Origin of the sequence: Vibrio sp. 10N.222.51.C5, assembly GCF_041474575.1 — a bacterium.
Taxonomy (GTDB): Bacteria; Pseudomonadota; Gammaproteobacteria; order Enterobacterales; family Vibrionaceae; genus Vibrio; species Vibrio crassostreae_C.
In genome coordinates, this window is sequence record NZ_JBFRUJ010000058.1 from 1 (window position 1) to 20113 (window position 20113).

At 44.0% G+C, this 20113-nt stretch carries 20 protein-coding genes; 10 read left to right on the forward strand and 10 right to left on the reverse strand.

Annotated features, from left to right (window positions below):
- Positions 1-225: 225 nt before the first annotated feature.
- Positions 226-1665 (forward strand): sodium:proton antiporter NhaD, encoded by a 1440-nt coding sequence (gene nhaD, locus AB4558_RS17985; protein WP_017061523.1) that lies wholly within the window; start codon positions 226-228, stop codon positions 1663-1665.
- Between the two features lie 14 nt (positions 1666-1679).
- On the opposite strand, the gene AB4558_RS17990 is transcribed toward nhaD, so the two are convergent.
- The 3 genes from AB4558_RS17990 to AB4558_RS18000 form a co-directional block, all read right to left on the reverse strand.
- Complete coding sequence (locus AB4558_RS17990; protein ID WP_017061522.1) at positions 1680-2066, reverse strand: hypothetical protein; 387 nt, start codon at positions 2064-2066, stop codon at positions 1680-1682.
- Between the two features lie 171 nt (positions 2067-2237).
- Complete coding sequence (locus AB4558_RS17995; protein ID WP_017061521.1) at positions 2238-2720, reverse strand: methylated-DNA--[protein]-cysteine S-methyltransferase; 483 nt, start codon at positions 2718-2720, stop codon at positions 2238-2240.
- A gap of 25 nt (positions 2721-2745) precedes the next feature.
- Complete coding sequence (locus AB4558_RS18000; protein WP_372073659.1) at positions 2746-4071, reverse strand: AlkA N-terminal domain-containing protein; 1326 nt, start codon at positions 4069-4071, stop codon at positions 2746-2748.
- Between the two features lie 287 nt (positions 4072-4358).
- Between AB4558_RS18000 and AB4558_RS18005 the strand changes: the two genes are divergently transcribed.
- Positions 4359-4562 (forward strand): hypothetical protein, encoded by a 204-nt coding sequence (locus AB4558_RS18005; protein WP_017061519.1) that lies wholly within the window; start codon positions 4359-4361, stop codon positions 4560-4562.
- 184 nt (positions 4563-4746) lie between these two features.
- On the opposite strand, the gene AB4558_RS18010 is transcribed toward AB4558_RS18005, so the two are convergent.
- On the reverse strand, positions 4747-5637 hold the full coding sequence (locus AB4558_RS18010; RefSeq protein ID WP_017061518.1) for a LysR family transcriptional regulator: 891 nt from the start codon (positions 5635-5637) through the stop codon (positions 4747-4749).
- Between the two features lie 154 nt (positions 5638-5791).
- Here AB4558_RS18010 and AB4558_RS18015 point away from each other — a divergent pair, with 154 nt between their 5' ends.
- Both AB4558_RS18015 and nagB read left to right on the forward strand, forming a co-directional pair.
- Positions 5792-6145 carry a DUF413 domain-containing protein gene (locus AB4558_RS18015; RefSeq protein ID WP_017061517.1) on the forward strand — a complete coding sequence of 118 codons (354 nt, stop codon included), beginning with the start codon at positions 5792-5794 and terminating at the stop codon, positions 6143-6145.
- 606 nt (positions 6146-6751) lie between these two features.
- Positions 6752-7552 carry a glucosamine-6-phosphate deaminase gene (gene nagB, locus AB4558_RS18020; RefSeq protein WP_017057618.1) on the forward strand — a complete coding sequence of 267 codons (801 nt, stop codon included), beginning with the start codon at positions 6752-6754 and terminating at the stop codon, positions 7550-7552.
- A gap of 261 nt (positions 7553-7813) precedes the next feature.
- Here the strand turns inward: nagB and AB4558_RS18025 are convergent, their stop codons facing one another.
- The 3 genes from AB4558_RS18025 to AB4558_RS18035 form a co-directional block, all read right to left on the reverse strand.
- Complete coding sequence (locus tag AB4558_RS18025) at positions 7814-8350, reverse strand: MltR family transcriptional regulator (RefSeq protein ID WP_198592367.1); 537 nt, start codon at positions 8348-8350, stop codon at positions 7814-7816.
- Between the two features lie 50 nt (positions 8351-8400).
- The gene (locus AB4558_RS18030) at positions 8401-9549 is read right to left on the reverse strand and encodes a mannitol-1-phosphate 5-dehydrogenase (RefSeq protein ID WP_009846102.1); all 1149 of its coding nucleotides are present in this window, start codon (positions 9547-9549) and stop codon (positions 8401-8403) included.
- Positions 9550-9732: 183 nt separating this feature from the next.
- On the reverse strand, positions 9733-11625 hold the full coding sequence (locus tag AB4558_RS18035; protein ID WP_017066361.1) for a PTS mannitol transporter subunit IICBA: 1893 nt from the start codon (positions 11623-11625) through the stop codon (positions 9733-9735).
- 571 nt (positions 11626-12196) lie between these two features.
- On the opposite strand from AB4558_RS18035, the gene AB4558_RS18040 reads away from it, so the two are divergent.
- Together AB4558_RS18040 and AB4558_RS18045 are read left to right on the forward strand one after the other, a co-directional pair.
- Positions 12197-13063 (forward strand): hypothetical protein, encoded by an 867-nt coding sequence (locus AB4558_RS18040; RefSeq protein ID WP_017065081.1) that lies wholly within the window; start codon positions 12197-12199, stop codon positions 13061-13063.
- A 291-nt stretch (positions 13064-13354) separates the two neighbouring features.
- Positions 13355-14011 carry an NAD(P)H-dependent oxidoreductase gene (locus tag AB4558_RS18045; RefSeq protein ID WP_017061511.1) on the forward strand — a complete coding sequence of 219 codons (657 nt, stop codon included), beginning with the start codon at positions 13355-13357 and terminating at the stop codon, positions 14009-14011.
- 147 nt (positions 14012-14158) lie between these two features.
- Here the strand turns inward: AB4558_RS18045 and gltS are convergent, their stop codons facing one another.
- Together gltS and AB4558_RS18055 are read right to left on the reverse strand one after the other, a co-directional pair.
- A complete protein-coding gene (gene gltS, locus AB4558_RS18050; RefSeq protein ID WP_017060972.1) occupies positions 14159-15385 on the reverse strand; it encodes a sodium/glutamate symporter in 1227 nt (408 codons plus the stop codon).
- A 315-nt stretch (positions 15386-15700) separates the two neighbouring features.
- Positions 15701-16057, reverse strand: coding sequence for a YibL family ribosome-associated protein (locus tag AB4558_RS18055; RefSeq protein WP_017060971.1), 357 nt, complete (start codon positions 16055-16057; stop codon positions 15701-15703).
- 326 nt (positions 16058-16383) lie between these two features.
- Here AB4558_RS18055 and AB4558_RS18060 point away from each other — a divergent pair, with 326 nt between their 5' ends.
- On the forward strand, positions 16384-17181 hold the full coding sequence (locus tag AB4558_RS18060) for a DUF4344 domain-containing metallopeptidase (RefSeq protein ID WP_137001639.1): 798 nt from the start codon (positions 16384-16386) through the stop codon (positions 17179-17181).
- 127 nt (positions 17182-17308) lie between these two features.
- Here the strand turns inward: AB4558_RS18060 and AB4558_RS18065 are convergent, their stop codons facing one another.
- Positions 17309-17695, reverse strand: a complete 387-nt coding sequence (locus tag AB4558_RS18065; protein WP_102320407.1) for a tautomerase family protein — start codon at positions 17693-17695, stop codon at positions 17309-17311.
- Between the two features lie 252 nt (positions 17696-17947).
- Here AB4558_RS18065 and AB4558_RS18070 point away from each other — a divergent pair, with 252 nt between their 5' ends.
- The 3 genes from AB4558_RS18070 to AB4558_RS18080 all read left to right on the forward strand — a co-directional run bounded on the left by AB4558_RS18070 (position 17948) and on the right by AB4558_RS18080 (position 19999).
- Entirely contained in the window at positions 17948-18568 is a 621-nt protein-coding gene (locus tag AB4558_RS18070; protein ID WP_017065084.1) for an LON peptidase substrate-binding domain-containing protein, read from the forward strand.
- Positions 18569-18678: 110 nt separating this feature from the next.
- Positions 18679-19326, forward strand: a complete 648-nt coding sequence (locus AB4558_RS18075; protein WP_017060967.1) for a sigma-70 family RNA polymerase sigma factor — start codon at positions 18679-18681, stop codon at positions 19324-19326.
- Positions 19319-19999 (forward strand): ChrR family anti-sigma-E factor, encoded by a 681-nt coding sequence (locus tag AB4558_RS18080; protein ID WP_017060966.1) that lies wholly within the window; start codon positions 19319-19321, stop codon positions 19997-19999. The genes AB4558_RS18075 and AB4558_RS18080 overlap by 8 nt, the downstream gene beginning before the upstream one ends.
- The last annotated feature ends 114 nt before the right edge of the window (positions 20000-20113 follow it).

Sequence of the window (20113 nt, forward strand, 5' to 3'; positions counted from 1 at the left end):
CGCGATGAACCTTTTTCTTTAGTCTTTAGTCTTTAGTCTTTAGTCTTTAACTTAAGTGTGGAAGACAGTAATTTTGAGTATGTAAGACCGTATTTCGTTCACATCACAGTCTATTCCTTTCATTATAATCTATTGAATTATTAAGATATCTATCACACTGCACATGGTTATTTAGGTCTACTCTTTTACCCGTGTTAATAACTTATTAACTTCGGAGCGTAATCCATGTTAGGTATCCAGCTTTCTGCTGTTCTCTCTTTGTTACTCTTTTCTTCGGTAGCAGGTGCTGCCACTTCTCAGTTGGGAGAACCACTCAAGCTCACCAACTCATTCGCTGGCTACCTATCCCTGACCATTTTCGTTGTCGCCTACATCGTGGTGATGATGGAAGAGTACCTAAAGCTCCGAAAATCTAAGCCAGTGTTACTTGCAGCAGGACTGATCTGGATAATCATTGGTTTTATCTACCAAGAACACAACCTTGTTGAAGTCGCTAAGCAAGCACTCGAACACAACTTACTGGAATACGCTGAGCTGTTACTTTTCCTACTCGTCGCCATGACCTACATCAGCGCCATGGAAGAGAGAAGACTGTTTGATGCGCTGCAAGCGTGGATGGTGGGCAAAGGCTTTAATTTCCGCTCTCTGTTCTGGCTAACCGGTATTCTGGCCTTCTTTATCTCACCGATCGCCGACAACCTCACCACAGCTCTATTGATGTGCGCCGTGGTTCTGAAAGTCGCAGGATCTAACCCTAAATTCGTTAACCTAGCCTGTGTGAATATCGTGATAGCCGCTAACGCTGGCGGCGCGTTCAGCCCATTCGGTGACATCACAACGTTGATGGTGTGGCAGGCTGGTTATGTGAGCTTCAGTGAATTCATTCCCTTATTTATTCCTTCAGTGATGAATTACCTCGTCCCTGCAATGATCATGTCTTACTTTGTTCCCACAACCCAACCCGACACGGTGCATCAGCACGTTGAATTAAAACGCGGTGCAAGACGCATCGTGTTGTTGTTCATCATGACCATCGGCACTGCGGTTGCTTTCCATGCCGTACTCCACTTCCCTCCAGTAATGGGCATGATGATGGGGCTGGCGTATCTACAGTTCTTTGGTTATTTCTTGCGTAAGACCTTACCAAATTCACTGGCGAAGAAAAAAGCGGTGGCGATTGCCAACAATGATGGGGGGGCATTGAAGCGACTCGGTTCAGTCGTGCCCTTTGATGTATTTCGAAGAGTGTCCCATGCCGAATGGGACACTCTGCTGTTCTTCTACGGCGTGGTAATGTGTGTAGGTGGCTTGAGTCTACTGGGATACTTGGAGCTTGCCTCTGGCGTGATGTATAGCCAATGGGATCCAATTTGGGCCAACATCATGGTGGGGATCTTATCTGCGATTGTCGATAACATTCCGGTGATGTTTGCCGTGTTATCGATGGAACCTCAAATGTCGATGGGTAACTGGCTACTGATCACCTTAACCGCAGGCGTTGGCGGCAGCTTGTTATCCATTGGTAGTGCGGCAGGTGTGGCGTTAATGGGCGCGGCGCATGGCAAATACACCTTCTTTGGCCACTTGAAATGGATGCCAGTGATCATGATTGGCTATGCCGTCAGTATCGCTGCACACCTATGGCTTAATGGCGATCTTTTCTAATTCGGAGATCTTTTCTAGTTCGAACTGTCTTTCACAGGCTTATCTACAAGTGTCCAGACGTTACTCAATTGTATCGCTGGACATTGGTTGCAAGTTAGCATCTCGCCCTTCTGTTGAATGCGCATCACTAGTCTAGAGTCAGTTCGGCTGCTTCCAGAATTGAATTCAATGGTGATCAAGTCATCATCAACACGATAGGTTCGAGTCACGGAATTATCCGTTGTTTGATAAGTCACTTGCCCGGATTCAAAAAGTAGATAACTGTCATTATCTGCGTTCTCATACATACCTTTGAACAGAGCAAGCTGTGGAACCTCGAAAGGTCGGCTGGTATCAGTTAAACAACCTGTCAGCAATAATGCAGAGCTGCAGCCAGATATTAGTAAGGGGAATCTATTCATTTGGGCATCCTTGCCTAGAGAACATAGTCAAAGAATATGCAACCAAATCGATATTTCCCAGAAAGCGTTGATTTTAATGCAAAGTCATATTTTAAGAACCACTCGCCTTCACCATTAAGTAGTACGAGATATTCAGCCAGCATCTCGACAGGCTCATGGCTAAATCGCTTGCTAGTCTTGCTCTCTTCCCTCTATCACCAATAAGTGCTGTTTACGTTCTACGCCACCTGCATAACCCGTCAGTTTGCCGTTTTTACCAATCACACGGTGACACGGCACAATCACTGAAACCGGATTTTTGCCATTCGCCAAACCCACAGCACGAACGGCTTTCGGATTGCCTATCGCATCGGCCAGTTGTGCATAGCTCCAAGTCTCTCCATAAGGAATGGTCGTCAGCGCCTGCCAAACCGACTGCTGAAATGGCGTGCCCTTGGCTGCAATCGGCACAGAAAACTGAATAGCTTCGCCCGAGAAATAGCGATTAAGCTGCTCGATAGCCAATGCAAAGATCGGAAAGCTATCATCTTGAACACCCAACGGTTCCGGCTTGGTGGTATGTGTCTCGAACCAAAGGCCGAGCAAGCCTTCATCGTTCGCCTGTAACGTCACGGTTCCCAATGGGCTCTCATAGTAAGTAAAACGGTTGTCCATGATATCTCCTAGCTTAGTATTCCGATTAAGACTGATTCCAACAGTGGAACGTGGCGTAACTACCCCAAGGCGAAACACTCTCCGTGTTGATGGCGGGGCGATGCTCAATAAACTTCTTCACCACCAAGTCACCAACCAACAGATGATTAGGTTCGCTTAACCCGCGAAGCAGTGCATATTGAATAGTCCAAGGCCCAATCCCTTTTAGCTCAATCCATTTGGAAGGATGCTCAGCTTCATTGTCGACCATGTATTCGGCAAAACGCTTTAGGGTCTCTTTGCGGCTTCCCGGCATTCTCAAGAAGCTAACATCAGCGTCCGCTATCTGTTTTGGTGTTGGGAAGCTGGCTTTCTCATGTTCATCAGAAAGCTCTTTGACCAATAAGTTAAGCTGACCAATCGCCGCGGTTACCGAAACTTGCTGTCCTAGAATCGCTCTCACGCCTGCCTCCCAAGCACTCCACACGCCAGGAATACGGATACCACTCTTAGCCACCAAGTTAGGATCGATAGTCGTAAAGAACGTCTCAACCTTGGCAATATCGACATCAAGATCAAACATACGGCGGATATTCGCAATCAAGCTTCTTAATTGGCTTATATCATCCAACTCGAATTCAATATCCAAGCGGTTATCTTTGGCTAAAATCGCCTTGAACCAACCCTTTGACCCGTTCACATTTACCGTGCGCTTATAATAATCTTCGCCAACGCCTTCTAAGCCCTCAATCATTCTTCGTCGATAAAACCTCAACAAGTGGTTCCAATCTAAGGGTCCATGAAAACCAAGCTGAATATGATTACTCTGAGTGTCACTTGGCTTCGCTCGCCTAATTTGGCTTGGCGAAAGCTGCAGCTCTTTTTGAAAGGCATCATTAAAACGGCGCGTACTATTGAAGCCACTAGCAAAGCCGACATCAGTAATGCTCATGCTACTGGTGTGCAGCAACTGCTTGGCAAACATCAATTGACTGTACAGACTATATTGCTTGGGTGACACGCCGATGTAATTGTCGAATAAGGTTCGTAAATAACGATCTGAAATACCTAACCGCGTTGCAAGGTCGACGATAGATCCTGAATTCAGAGCGCCATTATCAATCAACTGCATCGCACGTAAGAAAGTGGTTTCGACGCCCTTCCAAGCCGGCGAAAAAGGTGCGCTGTCTGGTCGACAACGTAAACAAGGACGATATCCCGCTTTCAATGCTTGAGCTTGATGGGAAAAATATTCGACGTTTTCTTCTTTGGGTGGTGTGGCTGGGCAAATCGGGCGACAAAAAATTCCTGTCGTTTTCACCGCTGTAAAAAACATCCCATCAAAGCGAGCATCTCGTGCATATCGAGCCAAATGGCACTACTCACTGGTTAAGCTGCTGTTGTGATTGATCTTTTTCGACATGCCGTACTCTTCCCACTTACCATAGCGTTTGATCCGATACCTAAAAGTTTACCGTGAACCACCATTGTCGCTAGCCACTTTCGGAAGCGAAGGTCAGATAAATCACAAAAAAGGGTTTTAATTTTATTCAATTCGACTAAATTTAACCTAGAGAGGGCATTCTTCTCACAACGTCAACGATCGGTACTTAGCACGCCAAGATGCAGAGACCTATCGAATATAAAAAGGAAAAGGCTATGGTTCTACACACATGTCGTATTGTTTTATCAAATCAACAGGTTCTCACCAGTCAATCAGTCGAGCAGTCTCTAAGCTTTCTTGAAGACAAAGCGGACAACGGGATTTCTATGATCGAGATTGACGCAACGGATGGCAATCAAATCCATTCGTACATGTCACACTCTCTTGAAGAGTCTATTGAGAATCTAATGAACCTATAGGGCTTTTAATAAAGGCTACACATACCAGGCCTAAACGATATTTATGGAATTAGAAACGATCTCTAGTTCCGAAAAGAAGTACATTTCTGGTTTAAAACAAAAATGGCTCCCAACTATACAATTAGTTGGGAGCCATTTTTTATTGAATCTAATCAGCAAAGCCACTGCTTTACCGCGAATGCCGTTACTCAGGTGCTTGTTCAGCGGCTTGCTGCAATGTGTAAGCGGTCGATGGGTCAATCTCATTAACCAACTTCTCAACCTGCATGATCGCATCAACCGAGGTACTGCTTTTACGGTAGCTCAGATAAATTGGGAGATACCAGTCTTCAACCCCTTTCACCTTGTGCAGCTGACCCGAATCGATAAAAGGTTCGACTAGAGACACCGGAAGATACGCACTGCCGCCTTTCTCTAAAATGAAATCGAGGGCGATACGGGCTGTAGAGGTACGTAGGTACGGTGCTGGCACTTTAGGGTGACGTTCTGCGTGTTCAGAACCAAAGCGCGTTCCCCAATCCACATAAACATACTTATGTTGAAATACAGATTCCAGATCATCTTGCTGCGTTGATACCAACACCAAAACCAAGTCAGCGACTTTTTTACAGTTCAGCTCTTCTGCTTTGATCTGATCGAACGCGAAAGCCATATCTAAGGTTCGTTCTAACAAATTACGGTTCAGTTGCTCGCGCCCCATCACCTCTGCCATAAAGCCGTAACCACCAAAAGAGTCGGTTACCACACTTAAACAGTTTTGCAGATACGCATCCCAAATATTCGGCGTGCCGCCCAGCGTTAACTGCAAGGCTTTACCACTCTCTAACGACAGCTCAAATTTGGCTTGTTGTAGGGTGGACACCATCACTTCGGCATAACCAATCAAACGTTCACCGGAAGATGTGAGTTTGATGTTATTGCGGTCACGAATGAAGAGCTGAGTATCAAAATAGCCTTCAAGCTGTTTGATCCGCGCACTCACCGCCGCTTGTGTTAAATACAAGTTTTCAGCTGCACGCCCAAAATGGCGCACCCTTGCAACCTCAAGAAAGGTTCTAAATACTTTCACATCCATCAAATACATCTCTGTAATAAATCTGCTAACTAGCCGATCTAGGATTGTTTATCGTAAAGGCAAAAACATTTTGTTTCCTATTTTAGCCTTTTAACAATATTTTCGCGTGAGCAATAAACACTAATTTCTATCTAACCACATTACTGAGGCTGATATGTCTGAGACCGAATTCCGACACGGAAAAAAACGTTTTTATGACACCATTAAATTCCCGAGAGGGTTCGCTAAGTCGGGTGATTTTACTCTTTCAGAAGAGGAAATCCTAACCTTGTTTGGTGACACTATGCTTGCACTTGAAACTGGTGAACTAGCACCAATCAATGCAGAAGAAAAACACTTCATTAAAGTGTTGTCTCACCCTCATAAGGCAAAGTCCAAGTTAGAGCGTGTTTGGTTGAAGTACATTCAACTGGCTCGTGGACGCCGTCGCTTTCACACCCTAAACGGCTGCAAACGCGGCGACGTATCTAGGGAAGAATACGAAAGTGAGTTAGTGTTAGAAGATTAGTAAAATCGCTCAAAGTGATACCTCATCACTTTGGGCTTTTTTTTGCCTTCAAACACACATCTTCTTTGTAATTGGTAAGTTTAGCCAACCTATCCATTTTTACCAATATTTATATACAATTCATAGCGATAGCGTGACTAAAACACAGCTCTCGTTCAATCTTATGGGTATTCATCCCACTGAGATTCATCGTTCTTCATCCTGCCCCTGTCTTTTATCACGATAGCGCTCCATTGCCATCATTATTTTTCTAGTTTCAACTATACGCTCAACGCTTGTTTATACTCGAAACACGTTAATGCACCAAAATTCGTCAATGGTTCGAGCGATGCCATTATTGCAATAATCGTATCAAGGCATAGAAACACACCAACCCTTTCAGGTGCTGAATTAGATCAACATTGCTGTATATGACAAACGTATTAATCTTGTTTAACGCCACCAAATATCCATACAATAATTGTGCAATTTTGAGAGTTCCAGTCACAGTTACGACGAAAAAAGCAAAAACTTGACCTAAAACAATAGCGGAACTGGATAACTTATTTTATAATGCGAATTAATGTTTCAGAACACTATAAAATTTTATTTCTAGGGGCAAAATCAATGAGACTTATTCCATTAAGCAACAAAGCTAAAGTAGGTAAATGGGCTGCTCGTCATATCGCAGATTCAATCAACAAGTTCGCTCCAACGGCTGAGCGTCCATTTGTACTAGGTCTTCCTACTGGTAGCACACCTCTAACTACTTACGCTGAGCTAATTGAACTTTACAAAGCTGGCGAAGTTAGCTTCAAGCACGTTGTAACATTCAACATGGATGAGTACGTTGGCATCGACCCTAACCACCCAGAGTCTTACCGCACATTCATGCACGAGAACTTCTTCAACCACGTTGATATCCAAGCAGAAAACATCAACCTGCTAGACGGCAAAGCTGAAGATATCGATGCTCACTGTGCAGCATACGAAGAGAAAATCCGTTCATACGGCAAAATCAACCTGTTCATGGGCGGCGTAGGCATCGACGGTCACATCGCATTCAACGAACCAGGTTCTTCTCTATCTTCACGCACTCGTATCAAAACGTTGACTGAAGACACTCGTATCGCGAACTCTCGTTTCTTCGATGGCGACATCAACCAAGTTCCTAAATACGCACTAACTATCGGTGTTGCGACTCTTCTAGATGCAGAAGAAGTGATGATCCTTTCTCTAGGCCACAACAAAGCTCAAGCGCTTCAAATGGCTATCGAAGGTTCTGTAAACCACATGTGGACTGTTACAGCTCTACAGATGCACCGTAAAGCTATCATCGTTGCTGATGAGCCAGCTCAACAAGAGCTAAAAGTTAAGACTCTACGCTACTTCCAAGAGCTAGAAGCTGAGAACATCCAAGACCTATAATTCCTATAGTCTTGAATAGCAGGGCGTTTTTATAAAGAGAGCGTCTTGAATAGAAAAAGCCACTGAATGTGGCTTTTTTTGTGCCTGTTGCTTTTGTATTTAATGGGAAGATATTTCGGATATTTTTTAGAAGCACAAAAACAACAAAGCGATTTCTCCAACGAGAGAAACCGCCATCATTTAAATCTTTGTATTGAAACGAACGAACAGCTACAAGTTATGTAGGATGCGAAACAAGATAAGCAGAGCTGCAAACTAGAGCTAAGAGCTCAGCGCGTTATCTCGGCATAGGGTAGTGATAATGTCAGTGATAGCTAATACGATCGTCGACTTCACCTTTTGATTATGTCGCCCCAAGAACATTTCAAGCATTGGGCCAGACATCGTTTCCACCATCTCCGCGTCATATTCGATAGGCATAATACGCTGAATCGCGTGCACCTTGTTGAGCTCAAATATCACATCAACTTCTGTAAAGCTGGTGTCTTCACCCTGTATTTTCGCCCACTCTTTCAAGGTAACGAAAACCTCTAGATCATCGTAGAGTTCTTTACTGATCACGCCAAGTCCGAGTAGCAACTTAGCACGAATCATGATCTCGCCTAACGGCCCACCACTGTTGAGAAGTGGCTCGACAACGAACTTAATTGCAGTGTCGTCTTTCTTAAAGATGTTTTTTAATACGGCATCTACCGTGTCGTCCAATGCATCATAAGCAGCCATTAGGCAAGCGCTAGCACTCTCAGCTTCCGAAAGGGCTTCGAGTAATTCAGTTTCATGGCTTGTTTGTATTGGCATAACGGCTCGACAATAAGAAAGTGCCACTGGTGTGGCACTTTGATGGTTTATCATTTCAATGCTAGATAAGCTTCTTCCGCTAGTTTAACAACTTCTGAGTCACTATTCAGCTCAGAATAATGCGCTAATGTCTCAGCAAAGCCTTTTTCTGCGAACATTGCTTGAAGTTCAACCGCTTGTGGGTCGTCTTCGTTCTTATAATGGAACGCTGCCGCAATCGCTTTTACTAGGTGAGCGTTTGGAAGGCCGTATTCTAATGTGCCGTTCAGTGGCTTAACCAAGCGATCTTGTGGGCTCAGCTTACGAATTGGTTGACGACCAACACGATCTACTTCATCACGTAGGAATGGGTTTGCAAAACGACCAAGGATTTTTTGGATGTATGCAGCGTGAGCTTCAGGATCAAAACCGTAACGCTTAATCAGAACTGCACCACTCTCTTCCATCGTTGCTGTTACTTCAGCACGGATTACGTCGTCTTCAATAGAGTCTTTGATTGTCTCATGACCCGCAAGAACGCCAAGGTATGCCGTTACTAGGTGACCAGTGTTAAGAGTAAACAGTTTACGCTCAACGAAAGCCATTAGGTTATCAGTGCATTCCATTCCTGGGATGTTTGGAATCTCACCTTTGAATTGTGTTTGATCTACGATCCACTCGCTGAACGTTTCAACCGTTACCGCTAGAGGATCTGTTTCGCCCGCTTCTGCCGGTGGAACAATACGGTCAACCGCAGAATCAACAAAGCCAATGTGCTCTTCAGTGAACGCTTTCATTTCATCAGAAAGGTGCTCTAACACGGCTGCTTTTAATTGGCTAGTACCGCGAACCATGTTCTCTGCCGCGATGATGTTCATTGGTGCAGTGTTGTTTGCTGCTGCACGCTTTTCAATGCCTTGAGCGATAGACTTAGAGATGATTTTAAGAACCGTAGGGCCCACGGCTGTCGTCACAAGATCAGACTCAGCAATGCAATCTACTACTGCGCTTGTCGCTGAGTTTACTGCTGTCACGTTCTTAACAACTTCGACAACACACTCTTCGCCAACAATCTTAACTGGGTATTCTTGGCGTTCAATTAACGCATTTACAACCGTTTCATTTACGTCAGCAAACGTAACCTTCATACCAGCATCAGAAAGAAGCTTACCAATGAAACCACGACCGATATTACCTGCACCAAAATGTAACGCTTTCATAATTTTGACCTTATAAATATTTGAATCTAGATAGCTAACTGCTCAACAACATGCCTTGACGATGTGCCCTAGGCATTAAGCAGTAAGCTATTCAGACTGAATCTTGTTAGAAAGATTAAGACCGAAAATGAGGCCAGTAGGGGGATACCGGCCTCCTTCACTCAGGAGCTTGACTAGAGCTTTTTAGTTTCCGTTGAGAATACGTAGAACATCAGCAGGGTTTGTTGTGTTCTGTAGGCATTCCACAGCTTCTTCATCATCGAGTGAATTGGTAATAGCCATCAGCACCATGTTGTGCTCATCGCCTTGTGCGGCAATACCGATAACCATCTTCGCGATATCATCTTCATCTTCGCCCCACTGAATACCTTCAGGGTACTGACAGAAAACGATGCCGGTTTTTTGTACGTACTGTTTCGCTTCGATTGTGCCGTGTGGTACTGCGATAGACTCACCTAGGTAAGTAGACACAAGCTCTTCACGAGCAAACATGCCATCTACGTATTCTGGTGATACGTTGCCAAGTTTTACTAATTGTTCGCCAGCAAACTTGATTGCGTCTTCTTTTTGAGTCGCTTTAAGGCCAAGGAAGATGCTGTCGTCCGTGAGTGCAAGCTTGTTGCCTTCTTGCGCTGGAGCTGCTGCAGGAGCCGGAGCTTCTACTTTCGCTTCACCACTTTGAGCATCGACAAGCTCGGCAACTAGTTGGTCGTATACGCCGCCGTCTAGGAAGTTGCTTAGAGACATATGCATCGCACCTGGCACAGTGCTACGAGCACGGTCTGTTAGGTCTTTATGCGTAATAACGATTTGCGAATCAGCCGGTAGGTTGTTGATTGCGTAGTTGGTTACTTCAATGTCTAGGCCAGCTGTTGCTACTTTCTTACGTAGTAGACCTGCACCCATTGCACTTGAACCCATACCCGCATCACACGCTACATAAACTGCTTTTACATCCGCTAGGTTTACGTTTGCTTCTGCTGCTGCACCTTTAGAAGACGCTTTCATGTCTTTCATTTGTGCAGAAGCTTTCTCTAGTGAATCTTCCTCATCATCTTGCGCTGATGTTTTAAGAAGGATTGACGCTACAACAAACGATACTGCCGTTGCTGCGATAACAGATAGAATCACGCCGATGTAAGAGCCTTTTGGCGTCATCAGTAAGACTGCGAAGATAGAACCTGGAGATGCTGGAGAGATAAGGCCAGAATCGAACATTACGTTAGTGAATACACCCGCCATACCACCTGCGATTACCGCAAGAATTAGACGTGGGTTCATTAGAACGTAAGGGAAGTAAATTTCGTGGATACCCCCTAGGAAGTGGATGATAGATGCACCAGCAGCAGATTGCTTCGCGCTACCTTTACCAAACACCATGTAAGCAAGTAGAAGACCAAAACCAGGACCTGGGTTTGCTTCGATTAGGAAGAAGATAGAGCGACCCATCTCTTCAGATTGCTGGATACCTAGTGGAGAGAAGATACCGTGGTTGATTGCGTTATTTAGGAATAGGATTTTCGCAGGTTCAACAAAGATAGATGCTAGAGGTAGTGCACCCGCTTCTACCATTGCGTTTACGCCAGCCGCAAGTCCGCCAGACAGAATCTTAACCGCAGGACCAATCACGATGAACGCGATGATCGCACAGATCATGCCGATGATACCCGCAGAGAAGTTGTTCACTAGCATTTCGAAACCACTCTTCACTTTACCGTGAACAGCTTCATCGAATTTCTTAATTGCGATACCACCTAGTGGACCTACAATCATTGCACCCATGAACATTGGGATATCAGTACCAACGATAACACCCATTGTTGTGATAGCGCCCACTACCGCACCGCGGTCGCCACCAACCATTTTACCACCGGTGTAACCAATCAATAGTGGCAGTAGGTATGTAATCATAGGACCAACCATTGATGCTAACGTTTCGTTAGGCCACCAACCCGTTGGGATGAATAGTGCAGTAATGAAACCCCACGCAATAAATGCGCCGATGTTTGGCATTACCATATTGGATAAGAAACGACCAAAGTTTTGAACCTTAATCTTTGCTTCTGGTGATAACATAGGTAGAACCCCGTAATGTATTGGTTGGTCAAATGACCGAAAGTGTGTACTCAAAAGTCGATTAAAATGTATCACAACATTTCCAAAATGCACCTTAGCCCAACTTTCGTGACAGCCATCACACACGAAAAACACTTTCGGGTTAACAAGCACACCTTAGATCACAAAAACACCATGAATTTAAATTACAAAGCCAAATTAATGAGAATAGATATCATCAACACACGATCTAGATCACATTTTATTTTGTAATACTTAAAAATAAAATGTGATTAAAGTCACATTTAATAAAATATAGCATCTAAGATCTATATAAACCGTATAAAAGAACATCGTGTCACGTATATAAAATATGCACCCAGATGAGCAAAATCGCGATACCTGTAATTTAATTACAGATTGAGCTCCATTTTGCTAAACATACAAAACGAGACCTAACGCTCTACTAAAAACATAGACCACTGAACTGCAGTTAGCATTGATAGATGTGATATGGTATTTACCAACGCTATCGCATCATATATATATCCAACACCCATCAGCTGATCACTCCGCTATTTGAGAAAAGACTATGTCAGACAAAATTTCCACATCCGCACTCGCTAAACAAAAAGGCATAGAAGCTAAAGCTTTATTTAGCGATCTAAAAACAGCGGGCTATATAGTGCGTTCACAAGAGCGTTGGATTCTCACAGAACGGGGAGAAAGCTTTGGTGGGGAATATGTCGAACACAAGAAGTTTGGTGTCTTTATTGTCTGGCCAGAGAAACTGCTTATCGATTTGGACTCATTCTCAGGAAAAACACTCACCGCCACCCAGCTTGGCAGTGCCTTTCAACTCAGCGCAAAGAAAATCAACTTACTGCTCAACGAGCTTGGTTGGATAACAAAAGAAGAAGACGGTTGGCATGTCACCTCTACAGGCTTAAAAGCCGGAGGTGAACAAAGAGAAGACAAAGCGACTCAAAACTTATTCGTGGTATGGCACGACTCATTGGTTCGCAATAAACGTTTAAAGCAGTCTGTTGTTGAATTCCTAGGGCATGATGCTGAAAGCCACTCGACCGATGTGTCATTCTCCAGTTTTCGTCAGAAATTTAAGGCGAAGCACCGAAGCTTAGACGGGCATTATGTTCGATCAAAGGGAGAGCTGATCATTGATAACTGGCTTTATATGGCAGGAGTGGTCCATGCGTACGAGCGTCCGCTTCCGATATCAAAAGAAGTGATCAGCGATTTTTATCTACCAAGTGGCAAAGTATACATCCAGTTCTGGGGAACTGATTCTGCGCCAATCGCCGAAAATAAACGTGAAGCTACGAGAAAAATCTATGAAGAGCATGGTTTTGGTTTAATCGAAATCACGCCAGAAGATATCCCCAACCTAGACAGCGTACTTCCGCCATTATTGCGCCAATATGGTATCAAAGCGTACTAAGCTACTGAATCTAGAGATTCCACCTCCATTAAGATCACACTTATTGAATCATTATGGACATTATTAACCATAGTGATTTGATATGTTCGCTATTTTTCCCGAGTCATTCTTCTATTATCTTACACCCATCGACTTGAGCTACCGCAGATACTCGATTTATTGGGGCATGTTCGATAACTATTTAGACGTTCAATCTATTGAGATTCGTTTAAATTGGTTATCCGTTTATTGTTGACGTAACTGAACATAAAACCCTACAACATTTATTATTGATAGATATTAGGATTCAACATGACTCATCCAATCATTACTGATCTAAACACTCGTTACACAGCTAAAAAATACGATGCAGAAAAGCGCATCTCTGCGGAAGACATGGAAGTAATCAAAGAAGCACTTCGCTTGTCAGCTTCTTCTATCAACTCTCAGCCTTGGAAATTCATCATCATTGAGAGTGACGCAGCAAAACAACGCTTCCACAATACTTTCGAAAACATGTTCCAGTTTAACCAACCACATGCGAAAGAAGCGTCACACACGATCCTGTTTGCTCACGATCCTAAGTACACTAAAGAGAAATTCGCGAAGCGTGCTGATACAGAAGTAAGCTCTGGTCACTTACCAGCTGAAATGTACGAGCAATTCTTAGGTGCTTACGCATTCGCAGAAATGAACACAGACGAAACAGGTTTCAACGGTAACTGGACTAAGTCTCAAGTTTACATCGCACTAGGTAACACACTGCACACACTAGCTCGTCTAGGTATCGCTTCAACACCTATGGAAGGTGTAGATGCAGCTATGATCAGCGAAGAGTTTGCTGACGAACTAGAAGGTCACGTTGTTGATGTAGCGCTAGCTATCGGCTACCACAAAGACGGCGAAGACTACAACTACGGCAAACCAAAAGCGCGCCTAGCTCTTGATGAAGTCGTTACAACACTTTAGGGCGTGTTGATGTGACAGAGCCCTAACCGCAGGGGTATCAGGCAAGAAAACCTCGATAAACAAGAACAAAAAAAGCCAGTCAACAGACTGGCTTTCTTGTATTCATCTTAGTGCGATAAGCACATTGCGTTTAAGTAAAGGCGAACATTAACCGATAAACGAGATGTAACCCTGAAGGATAATCAGGTTAACGATATCGATAAAGAAGGCACCAACAATTGGCACCACCATGAACGCCTGTGGTGAAGGACCAAAACGGTTCACCAAAGAGCCCATGTTCATTACCGCTGTTGGTGTTGCACCTAGGCCGAAACCACAGTGACCACCTGCCATAACCGCTGCGTCGTAGTTAGAACCCATTACTTTGAACGTCACAAAGTAAGAGAAGATACCTAACACAACCGCCTGAACCGCCAGGATAACCAAGAACGGAATCGCAAGGTCAAATATGTTCCAAAGCTTAAGGCTCATTAGCGCCATTGCTAGGAACAGTGACAATGACACCGTACCAAGAATATCGACCGTTTCGCTGTCAGTCTTATGCAGCTTAGTCACTTCAAACACGTTAGTGATGAAAACACCGATAAACAACGCGTAAACGAAGTCAGGAATCATCAACCAAGAAATTTCAAAAGTCGCCACCCACTGCTCTAGGTACTTCGCACCCGTGATACAGATAAGAAGGATGAACAACACTTCAATCACCTTCTTCGCCGTCACTTTGTCTTCTTCATACTCGTTGTAAGTAACAAGTTCAGGGAAGCGTTCATGTGTTTGCGTGCCAGTGCCGTACTCAGATTCAAGCTGGTTTTTATCAATCAGCTTTTGCGCCACAGGGCTACCGATAATACCACCGATGATCAAACCAAAGGTCGCTGAAGCCATCGCGATTTCTAGCGTATTTGCAATGCCAAACGTGTCTGCAAAAGTTTGAGACCAAGCCGCGCCTGTGCCGTGACCGCCCGAAAGGGTGATAGAGCCAGCAATCAAACCCATCAAGGGTTCAAGGCCTAGTGCCGTAGCTAAGGTTACTCCTACACCGTTTTGGATAATGATGTAAACCGACGCTACCCCTAAGAATAGGAATACCTTAGCACCACCTTTTATCAGCTGCGTGTAGTTCGCCGCAAGACCGACCGTTGCAAAGAACATCAACATAAACGTGTTCTGCAGGGGCAAGGAAAACTCAAGATCAAGGCCGTTAAAGTGCAGGGCTGTAATAGCAAAAGCGACAATCAAGCCGCCGACAATGGGCTCTGGAATGTTGTACTTTTTGAGAATCGGAAGCTTTGCATTGACGAAATGACCTAGAAACAAAACACTAATCGCGATTAGGAAGGATTCTAGTGGTCCAATTGAAATTAATTGATTCATATAACCTCTATTTTTTTACGTTCTCATCTTCCCTAATGAGTCTAGTTTTATCTGTAATTATTTGTGCTGCTCTACCTATATTTATACAAACTGGAGAGAAAGTGTGGATTCGAAAAGCGAACACATTACTGCGATCGCTTAGTACCATGTTAGTAGCACGTTAACTTTTATAGGAGATAAAAGGATTTGTGACAACAATCACCTCCTAAAAGTTGAAAACGGCGTGAGTATCTATGCCGCTGACTCTGCTTTCTTAATACCTAAAAAAGCAAAAGGAGCTATTTCTAGCTCCTCTTTCATCACCATCGCTGGTAATTAGAATTTTTTCGGTGCGTAACCAGTCATAACCTCAATGCGAAGTTCTTTACCGATCTTCGTCATTGGGTGAACAATTACGAGTCCTTTAACAGACTTTTTAAGTTTACCCATATCCGCTTGCTCAGCCTTAGTGATCTCACGGCTAAATGGCATATCAACCAGAGACTTACGCTCTTGGTTCACATCATAGCTTTCTTTGTGTTTAAGCTGGGCAATTTTCTTAGTTAGCTTCTTAATCTCTTCCTCGAACTGACGAACAACAGGACGATCATTACGAGTTTTAGCAGCATCTAACTTGTGGCGACACTTGTCTAGACGGTTGTTAATTTGTTGAAGTTCGTTTTTAACACTCATAATAATTTCCTAAGATTAAACAAGCCAATTCGGATTGGGGCGCGGAGTATAGCACAAGGGTTGTGTTGAACCGAAATTTATCTGTTAATTACCAATAGAAACGAATCACATCGACACCGCTCATTCAGCTTACTTATTCTTTGTGGCGAATCTCTAAGCGGATTATTCATTGATATGATAGCGCCTACTTCAAAAATTGCAGTCCTCGATGCATCAAAATTCCGTCTAAACTTATACTCTAACGAAATAACTAAATCAGGGTACACAGCTTGGAGTTGTTACCCCCAGCACGACTCTGAATCGCAACGTAATCACAAGGATAGCCGATGACATTATTGAAACGAACATTGACCTGCAGCCTAGCCCTGAGTGCAATGTTTGCCACAACTTATGCATCTAGTGAACAAGCCACCCAAAGCAACCTAATCGTCGAGTACTCTACACCGCAAAATACCGAAGAAGAGCAGCTCAAACGAGAGATTCAAAGCAGTGGCGTTAATGACACCGTGGTCGACCTATCAAACCAACTCTTCATGTTTGAGAAGCCATTAACCATTCAATATGGCGGGGAAAAAGGACCACTCTACGATCCACAAACCCATCAAGTACTGATCCCTTACAGTTTTTACGCTGAGTCACTCAATTACTTTGAGAAGAACCAATACGAAAAAGAGTATGGGAAATCTGCGCAAACCGGCGCTATTGATACCTTGCTGCACACCCTGCTACACGAGACTGGGCATGCGTATATCGAAGATCAGAACATTGCCATATTGGGTAAAGAAGAAGATGCGGTTGATAACCTAGCAACCGTGCTACTGCTTAACTACGTAGAGCATGGGGCCGACGCTGCTATCAGCGCTGCAGACATGTTCGCTTTCGAGTCAGAAGACCGCCCAGAGTATTACGACTTGGGGGAATACATCGACGAGCACAGTTTCGATCTGCAGCGTTACTTCTCCACGTTATGCTTGGTGTATGGCAGCGATCCCGATGCCTATAAGAACTTGCTCGATGAAGTGGAAAACGACTATTTGAAAGACAGAAAAGAGTTCTGCGTTGAGCACTTTGACGTGATCAATGAAAATTGGCATCAGTATTTAAAAAAGAGTGACGATGCTTAGATGCTTAAAGGTTAGTGTCGAGAACTAGGAAAACGGCTTTGGCATCAAATTCCAAAGCCGTCACTCGATAGATTGGCTTAAGTCTTACGTGTTAAGAGTTAAGAGTTAAGAGTTAAGAGCTTAAACCCTAGACGTTCACTTTGTACTTCAGATCTTGTGCTTCATCGCCCGTCATCCCTCGAAAACCCCAACAATGTGAAGGCTGCTCTTTAATGGTGATTTCAATATCAATCGGAGAGATAGCTAACTGCTTCTCTATCTCAGAAAATATCTTCTTAATTAAGCGCTTTTTGGTGTTTACCGCTCGACCTTCCATCATATTTATCTCAATGACGGTATAGGCTTCTGTTCTTCCTTCCGGGTAAAAGAAGTCATCTCGTTCCAATGGCACAAACCGATGTGCTCGCTTGTCATCGGGTAAACCCATTTCACTGTTCAAGCACTGCTGCAACACATTAGAGAGCTGCAACTTAATTGGATTTAAGCACTCTTTGATACCATAAATAACAATCATGACCATTCCTTTGATGCGATGTTAGGTATAGAAGAACGTCAGATAGAAGCATCGTCTGGCAACTACCCATTCGCTTACTATTTGTTCATATATTACCTAATGACGCGTATGAGAAAAGGTAAAAACAATGAATTTATGAACAGGTGCAACAAAATATCTATCCCTTTGCGAACATAAGCCGAAGCGAATTGATCGAACACCACCCTCCCCGCGTATATCTTCTCGAATCACATCTGAACTAAGGAGTACTATGTGCCGAATTCACCTAGGAAGACCACGCGGACAGACGCCGAACCAGAAACACCCGTAGAGTCTTCTCTGGAGCTCGCTGTGTTTCCCCTCCCCATCTTCCTTTTACCGGGAGGCAGACAAAGACTGCGCATTTTTGAGCCAAAGTATCTCGCGATGGTCGCTCACGCAGCGCAGGGCGATGGTTTCATTATCGCCACTCAAGACAAATCTAACTCTGATCATCTCAGCTCTTGGGGAACAAAGGTGACCATCGTCGACTTCAATATGTCGGACGACCAGATATTAGAAATTGATGTCGAAGGCGAAAAGTTGGTGCAATTGCATGGGTCGTTTCGAGACGATGATGACCTGATTAAAAGTAAGTTCAGCTTGTTGCCTCACTGGCCTACCGATGAATATAAAGTGCCTAACGTGTTTACCGCTTTTTTGGTTCAGTTGTTTCGCGACCACGATTCGATAAGAACACTCTATCCCACTCCTGATTTTGAGAGCCCACAATGGATCTGTGCGCGATTGCTCGAAATGATGCCTATCCCACTGGAAAAGAAAACAGAATTTACTGAGCCAGCCAGTTTTCCGTCTCTAGTTCCTTTTTTGAATCAAATCATTACGGGGCAATAAGCACTTTTCTTCACTATAATTTTGTATAGTAGAAATTAATTTAAATTAAAGTGATCCCGACTTTCTCCTTTCACGTAGTGCCCATCAAATTCGCATGATGGTTAGTTACTATGCAAGTGGAAAGCAGAAGTTCAGGGAACGGCAAGGAGCATGTCATTATTCCCGATAACAAAGTACCTACAGACAACAAAGTACCGACAGAGCTCTCGAGCTGGCTGGTGTTGGTTGGTACAGACCGAGACAAGCAGGCGTTCACCTGTTTGTTCAAGTTCTTCGCTCCTAAGATCAAGCGTTTTGGTATCAGTAAGTTGGGTGGCGAAGCTGCTGCAAACGAGCTAGTTCAAGACACGATGACTAATGTTTGGAAGAAAGCACATCTCTACAATGTAGATAAAGGCGCTGCGACCACTTGGGTCTACACGGTAATGCGTAATGCAGCATTCGACATGTTGCGCAAAGTGAAAGCTAAAGCCGAACAAACGATAGCCGACGATATCTGGCCAATCGATGCGATGGTAGCCGAGTCTCAAAGCGAAGATTTGCCATTCGGTGACCATTTGATGAGCCGACACGTAATGACTCAAATAGAAAAGTTGCCTCTCGCTCAGAAAACCATCGTCAAAGGCGTTTACTTTCAAGAGCTCTCTCAAGAGCAACTCGCTCAGCAACTTGGCGTCCCACTTGGAACAGTGAAATCACGTCTGAGACTCGCTTTAGCCAAATTAAAAGTTCACATGGGGGAACAAGACCATGATTAAACATCACCCAAACGCGGCAATCTTGAAAGACTTCGTCGATGGCACGTTGGCTGATTCAGTTTCTTTGATTGTTTCTAGCCATGTAGAGCTGTGTGAACACTGCCAACAACAAGTCAAGCAGCTTACAGCTGTAGCAGCGAATAATGCTTTTGACGCAGAGCCAGTATTCTCAAATGAAGATCTAGACAGCTTCTCAATGGACGACATGGACTTTGATTTTGACGCGATAGAGCAAATCACAGCTGATACTTCTCAGTCTGTTGAAGTGACTCCAGAGGTTCAGAAAGTAACTGTTGCTGACACGACATTCACAATCCCTCGCGCTCTAAACTCAGTAGCGAGAAAGGACTGGATGAACCTAGGCAAAATTTCACGAGCAAGACTCGATTTTGCTGACGAAGCACACCACACCAGCTTGTTGCACATCGACAAAGATGGACAAGTGCCTTGCCACACCCACAAAGGCTTCGAGATCACGCTTCTTCTAGAGGGCAGTTTCGAAGACGAAATGGGCGTTTACAACAAAGGTGACTTCATCTGGTTGGATGGCAATCACACTCATCAACCGGCAACAAAAGAAGGTTGTGTCTGTTTAACCGTTTCAAGTGATGCGCTTTACTTCACAAAAGGTGTGAGCCAACTATTCAATCCACTTGGAAAATATATCTATTAACCCAGTTGCAGGCTATAAATATACAGGATGGCATAAAGCTATCCTGTATATCGTCAATACATCTGAATAAAAACAACTACGGTGTCAAAGTAAAAACACACCCAGCTCTGTAAA

Coding starts and splice junctions, on each gene's coding strand:
- nhaD (WP_017061523.1), top strand. CDS start 226: ATGTTAGGTATCCAGCTTTCTGCTGTTCTCTCTTTGTTACTCTTTTCT.
- AB4558_RS17990 (WP_017061522.1), bottom strand. CDS start 2,066: ATGAATAGATTCCCCTTACTAATATCTGGCTGCAGCTCTGCATTATTG.
- AB4558_RS17995 (WP_017061521.1), bottom strand. CDS start 2,720: ATGGACAACCGTTTTACTTACTATGAGAGCCCATTGGGAACCGTGACG.
- AB4558_RS18005 (WP_017061519.1), top strand. CDS start 4,359: ATGGTTCTACACACATGTCGTATTGTTTTATCAAATCAACAGGTTCTC.
- AB4558_RS18010 (WP_017061518.1), bottom strand. CDS start 5,637: ATGGATGTGAAAGTATTTAGAACCTTTCTTGAGGTTGCAAGGGTGCGC.
- AB4558_RS18015 (WP_017061517.1), top strand. CDS start 5,792: ATGTCTGAGACCGAATTCCGACACGGAAAAAAACGTTTTTATGACACC.
- nagB (WP_017057618.1), top strand. CDS start 6,752: ATGAGACTTATTCCATTAAGCAACAAAGCTAAAGTAGGTAAATGGGCT.
- AB4558_RS18025 (WP_198592367.1), bottom strand. CDS start 8,350: ATGCCAATACAAACAAGCCATGAAACTGAATTACTCGAAGCCCTTTCG.
- AB4558_RS18030 (WP_009846102.1), bottom strand. CDS start 9,549: ATGAAAGCGTTACATTTTGGTGCAGGTAATATCGGTCGTGGTTTCATT.
- AB4558_RS18035 (WP_017066361.1), bottom strand. CDS start 11,625: ATGTTATCACCAGAAGCAAAGATTAAGGTTCAAAACTTTGGTCGTTTC.
- AB4558_RS18040 (WP_017065081.1), top strand. CDS start 12,197: ATGTCAGACAAAATTTCCACATCCGCACTCGCTAAACAAAAAGGCATA.
- AB4558_RS18045 (WP_017061511.1), top strand. CDS start 13,355: ATGACTCATCCAATCATTACTGATCTAAACACTCGTTACACAGCTAAA.
- gltS (WP_017060972.1), bottom strand. CDS start 15,385: ATGAATCAATTAATTTCAATTGGACCACTAGAATCCTTCCTAATCGCG.
- AB4558_RS18055 (WP_017060971.1), bottom strand. CDS start 16,057: ATGAGTGTTAAAAACGAACTTCAACAAATTAACAACCGTCTAGACAAG.
- AB4558_RS18060 (WP_137001639.1), top strand. CDS start 16,384: ATGACATTATTGAAACGAACATTGACCTGCAGCCTAGCCCTGAGTGCA.
- AB4558_RS18065 (WP_102320407.1), bottom strand. CDS start 17,695: ATGATTGTTATTTATGGTATCAAAGAGTGCTTAAATCCAATTAAGTTG.
- AB4558_RS18075 (WP_017060967.1), top strand. CDS start 18,679: ATGCAAGTGGAAAGCAGAAGTTCAGGGAACGGCAAGGAGCATGTCATT.
- AB4558_RS18080 (WP_017060966.1), top strand. CDS start 19,319: ATGATTAAACATCACCCAAACGCGGCAATCTTGAAAGACTTCGTCGAT.